The organism is Amycolatopsis sp. A1MSW2902, assembly GCF_017312175.1.
Lineage (GTDB): Bacteria > Actinomycetota > Actinomycetes > Mycobacteriales > Pseudonocardiaceae > Amycolatopsis > Amycolatopsis nivea.
On record NZ_QJPO01000001.1, the window covers coordinates 8,905,029 to 8,916,519 of the forward strand.

Below are 11,491 nucleotides of genomic sequence, written 5' to 3' on the forward strand. Positions count from 1 at the left end.
TTCCCTGACCCGCCGACGGGTCCCCGAGGGGAGGAGGAGCCGATGTGCCAGAGGTGCGAGGAACCGGAAAGACCGGAGGAGCAGTACCTGATCGAGGTGCTCGACGAGATCAGGGAGCACGGCTGGTGCGTCCAGGGCGTGCTGGGAACAGGTTCCCGGCCGCCCTGGGCGTACACCGCGGGCCTGACCGTGCAGGGCCTGCCCGAGCTGGTCGTCACGGGATTGCTGCCACACCAGGCAGTGCGGCTGCTGAACGCCGCGGCCGAACACTCGCTGCACACCGGCCCGCCGGTGCCCGGGCAGCAGTGGCTGCTGCCTCGGTTGCCGCGAGTGGAAATCGTCCAGCTCAGCGCTCCGGCGGCGCACCTGGACATCGCGGTGTGCTGCTATGGCACGGGAATCGAAGCCAGACAGCTGGTGTACGCCGACTCGGCGGGCTGGTTCCCGTGGTCTCCGCAGTACAACTCCGGCCGCGGCGGACAGCCCGTGCTGGGGGTGCGTTATGCGTGAGTTTTTGTTGCTGTTGCAGGGTTTTCCGCGCCGGTGGCCGGTAGTGTCGAAGCATGCCCGAACTGCTGGCCCCCACCGTCCGCCTGCACCGCTCGTGGCTGGAAGCGCATCGCGAATGGGGCCCGGGCTTGCACGAGGACGGCTTCGGCCTGTCCGCGTCGGATCAGGTCGATTCTCCGGCTGGCTTCGCCGCCTGGGTCGGCTCCTTGACCGCGGACCGCGGTGTGTACCGCTGGGTGGTCGAGGACGGACAGGTGCTCGGCGGAATCGCCCTGCGCGCTGGACCGGCCTCGTACGTTCGGTGGGCTGGGCACCTGGGCTTCGGCCTCCGTCCGTCCGCGCGCGGCCGTGGTCTCGCTTCTTGGGCACTGCACCAGATGCTGCCCGAAGCCCGGCGGCTGAGTTTGTCTCGCGTGCTCTTGGTGTGCGAGGGGGAGAACCTGGCGTCCGCCAAGACGATCGAACGCGCGGGCGGTGTGCTGGAGGAAACCCGTCAGACCGACCACGGGCCGGTGCGGCGGTACTGGATCACGCTGGAGTCGTCGGCGAGCTGAGCCGCATCTCCTGGTCGCCACGGCGGAGCGGTGCGGACTTAGCCATTCCGTTGCTGCTGCTCGCATTGCCCGGTCGCGCTTCCAGCTTCGTGCTGCACCGGTTCGCTCGCGAGGAACGGACCGCCGTGCGGTTCGCCACCACGGGGGCAAGCGGTCCGGTCAGGTGCGGAGACGACCGCGTCGCCATCCGCCGAGCGCGGATTGCGTGTGCTCATGCGGTAATCGGGCAGCGCGGGGTGAGTGGCGTGCTCCCTGCGGTGCAGGGGAGGAGAAGCGGCCGTCCGGAAAACCCGCCCGCCTCACTCCGGAACCGCGACCCCGCCCTTCAGGGTCCGCCCCGGAAGCAACCGGCTGATCGCGTCCTCCATGTGCGCGTCCAGCAGGTGCAGCGCCGTCTCCTCGTCGTCCGACCGAAGGGCTTCGATGATCCTCGTGTGCTCCTCCAGCCGGTCCTCCACGCCCTGATACGTGCTCTGCAGCAGGGTCAGGCACATCCGCGTCTCGATCAGCAGCGTCCGGGCCATCCGCGCCAGCCGTTTGCTGCCGGAGGCGTTGATCAGCGCCTCGTGGAAGCGCAGGTCAGCCTCCGACAGCGCGGCCGGATCGTCCGCGGCCGCCGCCATGTCGGCCACGTTCTGTTCCAGCATCGCCGCCACTGCCTCGCGGTCCCCGCGGAACGCGCACAGCAGGGCGGCCCGTTCGACCGCCGAGCGGGCGAGGTAGATGTCGAAGACATCCTCCGGTTCGAGGTCGATCACGAACAGGCCCCGGTGGCGTTCGCTGCGCAGCAACCCCTCGGACACGAGGTGCTGCATCGCCTCGCGCAGCGGGCCGCGCGAGACCTGGAAGCGGGCGGCCAGGTCGGTTTCGCCGAGCTGGGTGCCCGGCGGCAGCGCGCCGGTCATGATCGCGTCGCGCAGCTGGCGCGCGATCACGGCGGCGGTCGATTCCCGGCTGACCGGCTCTATGTCCGGCAGTGCGACCACGGGTCAGCCCCTCGTCCGGAACAACGCGCCCAGCGAACGCACCAGCCGGGTCGTGCCGGTCAGGCGCAGGCCTTCCCACACTGTCACCTGGTTGGCGGTCAGCACCGGCTTGCCGAGCTTCGCCTCGATGTCGGTGATCTCGCCGAGCGTGCGCATCGCGGTGTCGGGCACCAGGACCGCGTCGGCGTCCGGGTGGTCGTGGCTCACCGCGAGGTCCACCACGGCCTCGGGGGCGAGCTGGCCTACCTCGGCGGCGGTGTCGATGTCGGCGCTCGACATCGAAAGCACCTCGACGCCTCCCGCGGCGAGGAAGTCCACGAACAGCCGCGCGACGTCGTCGGGGTAGCTCGCGGCCACCGCGACTCGTTGCACGCCAAGGGCTTTCGCCGCGTGCACGAAGGCGAACGACGTGCTCGAGGCCGGCACTCCGGCGGCCTTGGCGAGCTGGTCGGCCTGGTTGCGCGCGCCGTCCCAGCCGTACACGAAGCTGCCGGACGTGCACGCCCACACCACCGCTTCCGGCTGGTGCTTCGTCAGCAGCCGCGCGCCTTCGGCGAGCCGGGCTTCGCTGCCGAGGTCGAGCAGTTCCGGCACGGCGTGCAGGTCGGTCCCGTAGATGTGCGCGACCGGCAGGCTGATGTCGCCGTCGGAGCCGCCGAGAAGCTGTTCCGCGAGCGGGTAGTCGTCCTCGGCCGCGTGGTCGGGGTAGATGAAGCCGATCGTGGTCACGAAACCTCCGGGATGCGCAAATTGTCGACAATATTAGCGGGACTGGTCAAGACACCTCCCGCAGCCACTGGCCGGGTCCCACGATGGGCAGCTGCATCCGGCGCAGGCACGCCCACATCGTCAGCTGGTTGGCGGTCAGCACGGGTTTGCCGAGCGCCTTTTCCAGCGGTTCGATCAGGTCGAACGTCGGGAGGTTGGTGCAGCTGACGAAGATCGCCTCGGCGTCGCGGTGGTCCGCGGCCAGGATCCGCTCGGCGATGGTGCGGTAGCTGACCTTCCAGATGCCGCCGCCCAGTCCGAGGTGGTCGCTGGACACCGTGGTCACGCCGACCTCGCCGAGGAAATCGTGGAGTTTGCCGGTGAGGTCGGCGTCGTAGGGCGTGAGCACCGAGACCCGGTGCAGGTCGAGCTGGTGCAGCACCTCGACCAGCGCCCCGGACGTGGTGACCGCGTCCGGCGCGCCCGCGTCGCAGATCGCCTTGGTGAGGGAGCGTTCGTAGTCGATGCCGTTCACGAAGCTGCCCGAGGTGCACAGGTACGCGACCACCTCCGGCTCCACGTGCAGCACGTCGCGCGTGGCCGCGGCGAGGTGCCTGCTGTCGCTCACCAGCTGTGCCATCTCCATGCTCACCGGCACCGGTTCGTAGGGGGTGCGGGCGAGATGCAGCGACACCTCCATCGGCACCCAGCGCCACAGCTCGCGCTCGAGCGCGAGGTCGAACGGCGCGATCACGCCGATGCCGCGCTGGGCGAGCGGGCCCTCGAACGCGAGGAAGTCCAGATCCAAGGTTCAGCCTCCGGAATACGCCTGTGCCGATGCCCGTCCGGTGCTCCGGGGGTGGTCCTCGGATTGTTGACAATCATACGAGCCACTTTTACCGTGTCAATCGTGACCGCTCCGGAAAACCCCGTACTGGCAGTGCTCTGCGGGGCAGACCATCCACCGGACATGGCCGCTATCGAAGACGCGGCGGTAGTTCGTTACACCGACGAACGCGGCCTCGCCGGTGCGCTGGCCGGGGCCGACGCGCTTTTCGTCTACGACTTCCTTTCCGGGGCCGTCCCCGGCGCCTGGCCCGCCGCGGACCGGTTGCAGTGGCTGCACATCGCGAGCGCCGGCGTCGACCCGGTGCTGTTCCCGGGGCTGCGCGAGAGCGACGTCGTGCTCACGAACTCGCGCGGGGTGTTCGACGACGCCATCGCCGAGTACGTGCTCGGCGTCGTGCTGTCGTTCGCCAAGGACTTCGCGCGTTCGCTCGACCTGCAGCGCGCTGGCACGTGGCAGCACCGCGAGACCGAGCGGATCGCCGGGCGGGAGGTGCTGGTGGTCGGCACCGGACCGATCGGAAGGGCCATCGCGCGGATGCTGCGCGCGGCCGGGATGCGCGTGTCCGGGGCGGGGCGGCGGGCCCGGGTCGGGGATCCGGATTTCGGCGTCGTGCGCGAATCCGCCGGGCTGACGGGGTATCTGCCCGAGTTCGACTACGTCGTCGCGGTCGCGCCGCTCACCGACCAGACCAAGGGCATGTTCGACGCCGCCGCGTTCGCCGCGATGAAACCGTCCGCGCGGTTCGTCAACGTGGGGCGCGGCGAACTGGTGGTCACGTCCGATCTCATCGCGGCGCTGCAGGCGGGGGAGATCGCCGGCGCCGCCCTCGACGTCTTCGAAACCGAGCCGCTGCCCGCCGAAAGTCCACTGTGGACCATGCCGGACGTTCTGCTGTCCCCGCACATGTCGGGGGACTTCCTCGGCTGGCGGCGGACGCTGGTAGAGGTGTTCGCCGGGAACTTCCGGCGCTGGCTCGCCGGGGAACCGCTCTGGAACGTCGTGGACAAACGGCTCGGCTACGTGCCGTCCGAATCGCAGGGAGGCGCCGGATGGGCGACCGGGAATTGACCGCCAGCGAACTCGTCGCCGCCTACGCCACCGGCGAACTGTCGCCGGTCGAGGCGACCAAGAGCGCCCTGCAGAACATCGAGGATCGCGACGGCGAGGTCAACGCCTACTGCCTCGTCGACGCCGAGCGCGCGCTGGAGCAGGCGAAAGCGGCCGAGGCGCGCTGGCGCGACGGGAATCCGATCGGCGCGCTCGACGGCGTCCCGGCGTCGATCAAGGACATCTTCCTCACCCAGGGCTGGCCGACGCTGCGCGGTTCCACGAGCATCCCGGCCGACCAGCCGTGGGAGGTCGACAGCCCGGTGATGGCGCGGATGCGCGAGGCGGGCCTGGTCGTGCTGGGCAAGACCACCACGCCGGAGATCGCCTGGAAGGGCGTCACCGACAGCGCGCTCGCGGGCATCACGCGCAATCCGGTGAACCCGCGGATGACGGCGGGCGGGTCCAGCGGCGGCAGCGCGGCCGCGGTCGCGGCGGCGATGGGCGAATTGTCCGTCGGCACCGACGGCGGCGGCTCGATCCGGATTCCCGCGTCGTTCTGCGGAATCGTCGGCATGAAGCCGACGCACGGCCGGGTCCCGCTGTTCCCGGCGAGCCCGTTCGGGCCGCTCGCGCACGCCGGGCCGATGGCGCGCTGCGTGGACGACACGGCGTTGCTGCTGGACGTCCTCGCGCTGCCGGACCACCGCGATCCGACCGGGCTCGCCCCGCCGATCAGCGCGTACCGCGAGGCAGTGCGGCGCGACGTGCGCGGGCTCATCGCCGCGTACTCGCCGACGCTCGGTTTCGCCGACGTGGACCCGGAAGTCGCGGCGATCGTCCAGTCGGCGGTGCAGTCCCTCGCCGACGCCGGACTGCAGGTGGAGCAGGCCGACCCCGGATTCGCCGACCCGAAGGACGCCTTCGACGTGCTGTGGTCCGCGGGCGCGGCGAAGTCCCTCGAAGCGTTCCCGCCGGGCAGCGAGTCGCGGATCGACCCGGGCCTGCTCCGCGTGTGGGAACAGGGCCGCACCTATTCCGCGGGCGACTACCTCGACGCGACCGCGGAACGCGCCGCGCTCGGCATCCTGATGGGCGAGTTCCACACCCGCTACGACGTGCTGCTCACGCCGACCGTCCCGATCCCGCCGTTCGAGGCCGGCCACGACGTGCCGCCGGGCAGCGGGATGACCGAATGGCCGGAGTGGACGCCGTTCACCTATCCGTTCAACATGACGCAGCAGCCCGCGATCAGCGTCCCGGCCGGGCGCACCGAATCGGGCCTTCCGGTGGGCCTGCAGATCGTCGGCCCCCGGCATTCGGACGACCTGGTGCTGGCGGTGGCGAAGCTGCTCGAGGAGGTCCGTCCCTGGGCCGCGCCGTGACGTCCGCTGGGGAGACTCTCGGCACGTTTCGCCGGTGACGAGCTGTGGCAGGCTGTCCCGCATGACCGAGTTCACCGTGCCCATCGACGACCGCTGGTTCGAGGACTACCCCGAGGGATCGGTGTACGAGTTCGGCGACACGACGGTCACCGAGGCGGAGATCGTCGAGTTCGCCGAAAAGTACGACCCGCAGAGCTTCCACGTCGACCCGGTGGCGGCGAAGGAGGGCCCGTTCGGCGGGCTGATCGCGAGCGGCTGGCACACGTCGAGCCTGATGATGCGGATGTTCGCCGACCACTACCTGTCGTCGGTCGCGAGCCTCGGCAGCCCCGGCGTCGACGAACTGCGCTGGCCGCGTCCGGTGCGGCCGGGGGACCGGCTGCGGATGCGGGCGACCGTCACCGAGGCGCGGCTGTCGAAGTCGAAGCCCGACCGCGGCCTCGTGCGCACCAAGATGGAACTGTTCAACGGCGACGACGAGCTGGTGTTCAGCGCGAGCGCGGTCAACTTCCTGTCGGTGCGACCGGTGCCGCCTGCCGGTTCGTGAGCTGCCGGATCTCCCGGCTGCACAGCGCGAGGCCGGTCGCGACGACGACCAGCACTCCGCACGTGACGAGCACCGGCTCGCGGCCGAAGTGCTGCACGAGGGGACCCGCCGCGATCTGCCCGAGCGGCATCGCGGCGATCGACCCCAGCATGTCGTAGGAATACACGCGGGCGAGCCGGTCCGGCGGGACGTGTTCCTGCAGCGAAACGTCCCAGGCGACGCTGAACTGCTCCATCGCCAGCCCGGCCACCAGCATCGCGATCAGCGCCGGGACGAGCGACGGCCACCAGCCGAGCGTCAGTGCCGGCAGCGCGTCCATCGTCACCAGAGCCACCCCGATGAACAAGGCGTGCCGCGGTTGCCAATGCGCGGCGACGAGCCCGCCGAGCAGCGCGCCCGCGGTCTGCATCGCCAGCGCCAGTCCCCAGCCGGACCGCCCGAACGTCTCGTCCGCCACCACCGGCCCGATGACCGTGAGCGCGCCGAACCCGGCGGCGTTGACGACGGCGAACTGCGCCACCACCGCCCACACCCAGGTGCGGGACCGGAATTCGTGCCATCCGGCGATCAGGTCGGCGATCGGCCTGCTGCCCGGCGCTCGTTCGGCGCGCGGCAGCCGGACCGCGTGGTAGGCGAGCGCGGCGGCGAAGAACAGCAGCGCGTTGACCGCCAGCGCCCAGCCGGATCCGACCGCCGCCACCGCGACCCCGGCGACTCCCGCCCCGGCGATGCGACCGCCGTTGACCAGCAGCCGCAGCAACGCGTTCGACGGCGCCAGCAGGTCGCGCGGCACGGTCTGCGGGGTGATCGCCGCCGCGGCGGGCAGCGACATCGCCGAGACCGCTCCGTTGACCACGCTCAGCGAGATCAGGAACGGGACCGAGGAGAATCCACAAAGGACACTCGCGGCGATCAGGGCCTGGCTGAGCCCGGCCGCGATCTCGGTGCCCTGGAGGATCACCGCGCGCGGCAGCCGGTCCGCGAGCACGCCGCCGAAAAGCAGGAGCAGCACGTTCGCGAGCGACCGCGCCCCGACGACCAGCCCGAGATCGACCGCCGACCCGGTGCGGTCGAGCACCGCGAACGCGAGCGCGACCGGAGCGACCGAATTGCCGAAGGTGCCGAGCGTCCGCCCGGCGGCGAGGGCACGGAAACTGCGGTGCCGCAACGGCTCCAGGAGGCTCACCGGCCGAGCCTCCCGCGGCTGTCAATCGAATAACCACGCCGTCTCCGGCGCCATCCAGTGCCCGCGCTACCCCCGGGTCGCGAACTCCAGTTCGGCGAGCGCGGTGTCCAGATGCGTCAGGATCCGCTGCAGATGCGGGACACTGCGCCGGCATCCGGTGACGCCGAAGTCGAGATTGTCCCCGTTGCTGGTCAGCGTGATATTCAGGGCTTGCCCGTCGAGCAGCACCGACGCCGGGTAGATGCCGTCGAGCGCCGCGCCGTTCCAGTACATCTGCTTGCGCGGGCCGGGCACATTCGAGATGACCAGGTTGAACGGCGGCCGCGTGTTGCCGACGACCCCGGGGATCGGCGACGCGCCCAGCTGGGCCACGTTGATCCCGGACAGCAGCAGCGTCTGCAGCGGCGACAGCTGCGAAAACAGCTTCTTGCCGTTCGACATCGACTCCGAGATCGCGGCCAGCCGCTGCGCCGGATCGGTCAGGTCGGTGGCGAGGTTGCACAGCAGCGCGCCGATGTTGTTGCCGGTCGCGTCGCCGGAGTCGCGGCGGCGCAGCGACACCGGGACCATCGCGACCAGCGGCGCGTCCGGCAGCGCACTCTGTTCGATCAGGTAGTCGCGCAGCGCGCCGGCACACATCGCGAGCACGACGTCGTTGCGGGACACGCCCGCGGCCGTCGCGACCTCGCGCACCCGGTCGAGCGGCCAGGACTGCGCGGCGAACCGGCGCGCGCCGCCGATCGGCACGTTCAGCATCGTCTTCGGCGCCTGCATCGGCAGCGTGAGCCGGTGCTCGCGGAACGCCTCGCGCGCCACCTTCGCCGCGGCCGGCGCGATGCCCGCGACCTGCTCGAACGTCTTGCCCACGAGGGCGAACGGCGACGCGGAGGCACGGCCGTTGCGGTTCGCGGCCGGCTTGTCGCGCGAACCCCACGGCGGCGGGCAGTCCAGGTCGGCGGGATCGTCCGAGAGCGTGCCCTGCAGATGCCGCAGCGCCGAAACGCCGTCCATCAGCGCGTGGTGGATCTTCGAGTACACCGCGAACCGGCCGTCGCGCAGTCCTTCGATGAGGTGCGTTTCCCACAGCGGCCGGTGCCGGTCGAGCAGCGTGCTGTGCCAGCGCGAGGTGAGTTCGAGCAGTTCGCGGATCCGGCCCGGCTGCGGCAGCGCGGAGTGCCGGAAGTGGTAGTCGAGTTCCAGATCGGTGTCGCGCGACCAGCGCACGTGCCCGACCGTGTTCACCGGACGGCTCGGCCGCATCCGGAACACGCCGCGCATGTTGTCCGATTCGAGCAGGGAGCGGCGGAGGTCGCGCAGATAGTCGTCACCCGCGCCGTCGGGTTTGCGGAACAGCTGGAGCCCGCCTACGTGCATCGGGTGCTCGCGGGTCTCGACCATCAGGAACATCGAGTCGGTCACCGGCATCAACGGCATTCGGCCACCCCTTTCCGCTGCCGCGGGGACCTCGGCGTCCCCGGCACCCGGAGTGTACGCACGAAAAAGGCGGCGCCTCAGATCTCGCGGCCGGCCGGGGGACAGCGGGGCCGCGCGGCGATGACAACCCCTGTCCGGTGACGTTGTCTGCAGCTGCTTACGCGAGGCGGATACCATCGCTGGCGTGGCAGGACGGACTGGAGCTCAGCAGCTGGGGGACGCGCTCACGGCTCTCGGGACCGAGGTGGTGTTCGGCCTGCCGGGAGTCCACAACCTGCCGCTGTGGGAGGCGTTGGCGGACACCGGGATCCGGCTCGTCAACGTCCGGCACGAACAGACCGCGGGGTACGCCGCCGACGGTTATGCGCGCAGGACGGGAAAACTCGGCGTCGCGCTCGTGACCACCGGACCCGGTGCGGCGAACACGCTCGGCGCGGTCGGCGAAGCGATGGCGTCCGCGGCTCCGGTGCTGGTGATCGCCACGGACATTCCGTCGACGCTGCGCCGTCCGGGTGTCGTGCGCGGAGTGCTGCACGAAACCTCCGATCAGCAGGCGATGTTCGCCCCGGTGACGAAAGCCGGTTTCACGGTGCACCGCGCGGACCAGATCGCCGCGACGTTGCACCGCGCCGCCCGGCTCGCGCTGATGCCGCAAAGCGGTCCGGTGTATTTGGGCATTCCGACCGATTTCCTCCGCGAGACCACGCCGCCACGCGAACCGCCCGCGCCGCCCGCCGAACGCGTGCTCGACCTGCCGGATCTGCCGCGCGCGGCGGAGCTGCTGGCGTCCGCGCGCCGTCCGCTGATCTGGGCGGGCGGCGGCGCGTTGCGCTCCGAAGCGGGCGAAGCGATCGGGCATCTCGCTGAACGGCTGGCCGCGCCGGTGGTCACCACCTTCGGCGCGCGCGGCCTGCTTCCGCCCGAACATCCTTGCCTGGCCCCGAATCCGGTGCACGCGCCGGAGGTCGGGCAGCTGTGGGACGAGGCCGACGTGGTGCTCGCGATCGGCACCGATTTCGACGGCCTGATGACGCAGAACTGGCAGATGCCCGCGCCGCCGAAGCTGATCGCGGTCAACGTCGACGCGGGCGACGCGGCGAAGAACTACCGGCCGGACGTCACCCTGGTCGGCGACGCCCGCCGCGTCGTCGAATCCCTGCATCCGGATACGCGGCCCGGCCTGGACGAACTGACCGCGCGGCTGGCCGGCATCGGCCGCCGGGTGCGCAGGCGCATCCGCGACGAGGAACCGCAGGCCGCCGATTTTCTGTCCACTTTGGAGGAAGTGCTCCCGGCGGACGGGACGATCGTCACGGACATGTGCGTCGCCGGATACTGGATCGGCGGCTTCCACCGGGTCCGCGCGCCGCGGCGGCTGGCGTACCCGATGGGCTGGGGCACGTTCGGCTACGGCTTCCCGGCGTCGCTCGGCGCGGGCGCGGCGGCCGAGGCGGCGGGCGGCGGGCGCGTTCTGTGCGTCACCGGCGACGGCGGTTTCCTTTACGCGGTAGGGGATTTGGCGACGCTCGCCGAGGAACAGCTGCCGGTGACGGTCGTGGTCGTGGACGACGGCGGCTACGGCATGCTGCGCTTCGACCAGGACCAGGAAGGACTGCCGCACCGCGGGGTCGACTGGGACAGCCCGGATTTCGTCGGACTGGCCCGTTCGTTCGGCGTGCACGCGGACCGGGTGTCCGGCTTCGGCCGCGCGTTTCGCCGTCTGCTGAGCGAATTCGTCGAATCGGACGAGCCGAACGTGCTGGTGGTGCGCGCGAAATTGAAGCCGCCGCTGAACACTTCGCCGCGCTGGTACCGCAAACCGCGCGGCTGAGCTATCCGCCGTCCCGCAGGGAACTGGCCATGCTGCGCAGGATCCGGAACGCGTCCGCCTGCTCGGCCTCGGTCAGCCCGGACAGCATCCTGACCTCGACAGCCCGGACCGCGGCGCTCGCCTTCTCCAGGCTCCGCCGTCCGCGCGGCGTGAGCCGGGCGGGAAGGGCCTTCCCGACGGGCGCCTCCGCCGGCCTGGTCACGTAACCGTCCCGCTCCAGGGTCTGGAGCAGCACGTTCATCGACTGCCGGGTCACGAACGTGCCGCGCGCGAGTTCGGAATTCGACAGGCCCGGCCGCTGCGCCAGCAGCTCGAGGCAGGAGTAGTGCGTCACCGTCATCCCGAGCGGACGCAGCACCTCCTCCATGGCCGCCCGCAACGCGCTCGACGTCTCTTTCAGCAGGTAGCCCAGCGACTTGTCCAGGTCGACCCCAGCGCCGTCTTGACTCATGT

General features: G+C 70.9%; 12 protein-coding genes. 6 read left to right on the forward strand and 6 right to left on the reverse strand.

Annotated elements, in window-relative coordinates; translation table 11 throughout:
- The first annotated feature begins 42 nt into the window (after window positions 1-42).
- A complete protein-coding gene (locus DMP23_RS41680; RefSeq protein WP_134669781.1) occupies window positions 43-510 on the forward strand; it encodes a DUF4262 domain-containing protein in 468 nt (155 codons plus the stop codon).
- A gap of 53 nt (window positions 511-563) precedes the next feature.
- On the forward strand, window positions 564-1,064 hold the full coding sequence (locus tag DMP23_RS41685; protein WP_337824224.1) for a GNAT family N-acetyltransferase: 501 nt from the start codon (window positions 564-566) through the stop codon (window positions 1,062-1,064).
- A gap of 299 nt (window positions 1,065-1,363) precedes the next feature.
- Here the strand turns inward: DMP23_RS41685 and DMP23_RS41690 are convergent, their stop codons facing one another.
- The 3 genes from DMP23_RS41690 to DMP23_RS41700 are packed head-to-tail and all read right to left on the reverse strand — an operon-like array spanning window position 1,364 to window position 3,566.
- Window positions 1,364-2,050, reverse strand: coding sequence for a GntR family transcriptional regulator (locus DMP23_RS41690; RefSeq protein WP_037817098.1), 687 nt, complete (start codon window positions 2,048-2,050; stop codon window positions 1,364-1,366).
- Between the two features lie 3 nt (window positions 2,051-2,053).
- The gene (locus DMP23_RS41695; protein ID WP_037817096.1) at window positions 2,054-2,779 is read right to left on the reverse strand and encodes an aspartate/glutamate racemase family protein; all 726 of its coding nucleotides are present in this window, start codon (window positions 2,777-2,779) and stop codon (window positions 2,054-2,056) included.
- 46 nt (window positions 2,780-2,825) lie between these two features.
- Window positions 2,826-3,566, reverse strand: coding sequence for a maleate cis-trans isomerase family protein (locus DMP23_RS41700; RefSeq protein ID WP_037817095.1), 741 nt, complete (start codon window positions 3,564-3,566; stop codon window positions 2,826-2,828).
- Between the two features lie 162 nt (window positions 3,567-3,728).
- Between DMP23_RS41700 and DMP23_RS41705 the strand changes: the two genes are divergently transcribed.
- The 3 genes from DMP23_RS41705 (at window position 3,729) to DMP23_RS41715 (ending at window position 6,587) form a co-directional block, all read left to right on the forward strand.
- Window positions 3,729-4,676, forward strand: a complete 948-nt coding sequence (locus tag DMP23_RS41705) for a D-2-hydroxyacid dehydrogenase (protein WP_443111368.1) — start codon at window positions 3,729-3,731, stop codon at window positions 4,674-4,676.
- The gene (locus DMP23_RS41710; RefSeq protein ID WP_037817092.1) at window positions 4,658-6,040 is read left to right on the forward strand and encodes an amidase; all 1,383 of its coding nucleotides are present in this window, start codon (window positions 4,658-4,660) and stop codon (window positions 6,038-6,040) included. The genes DMP23_RS41705 and DMP23_RS41710 overlap by 19 nt, the downstream gene beginning before the upstream one ends.
- Before the next feature lie 61 nt (window positions 6,041-6,101).
- Window positions 6,102-6,587, forward strand: coding sequence for a MaoC family dehydratase (locus DMP23_RS41715; protein ID WP_134728144.1), 486 nt, complete (start codon window positions 6,102-6,104; stop codon window positions 6,585-6,587).
- Here the strand turns inward: DMP23_RS41715 and DMP23_RS41720 are convergent.
- Window positions 6,544-7,773: an MFS transporter gene (locus tag DMP23_RS41720; protein ID WP_337824225.1), complete on the reverse strand. Its 1,230-nt coding sequence runs from the start codon at window positions 7,771-7,773 to the stop codon at window positions 6,544-6,546. The two genes, DMP23_RS41715 and DMP23_RS41720, sit on opposite strands and share 44 nt — an antisense overlap.
- A gap of 66 nt (window positions 7,774-7,839) precedes the next feature.
- Window positions 7,840-9,207 carry a WS/DGAT/MGAT family O-acyltransferase gene (locus DMP23_RS41725; protein ID WP_037817087.1) on the reverse strand — a complete coding sequence of 456 codons (1,368 nt, stop codon included), beginning with the start codon at window positions 9,205-9,207 and terminating at the stop codon, window positions 7,840-7,842.
- A gap of 184 nt (window positions 9,208-9,391) precedes the next feature.
- On the opposite strand from DMP23_RS41725, the gene DMP23_RS41730 reads away from it, so the two are divergent.
- On the forward strand, window positions 9,392-11,038 hold the full coding sequence (locus DMP23_RS41730; RefSeq protein WP_337824226.1) for a thiamine pyrophosphate-binding protein: 1,647 nt from the start codon (window positions 9,392-9,394) through the stop codon (window positions 11,036-11,038).
- A gap of 1 nt (window position 11,039) precedes the next feature.
- On the opposite strand, the gene DMP23_RS41735 is transcribed toward DMP23_RS41730, so the two are convergent.
- On the reverse strand, window positions 11,040-11,489 hold the full coding sequence (locus DMP23_RS41735) for a MarR family winged helix-turn-helix transcriptional regulator (RefSeq protein ID WP_337824227.1): 450 nt from the start codon (window positions 11,487-11,489) through the stop codon (window positions 11,040-11,042).
- Window positions 11,490-11,491: the final 2 nt, after the last annotated feature.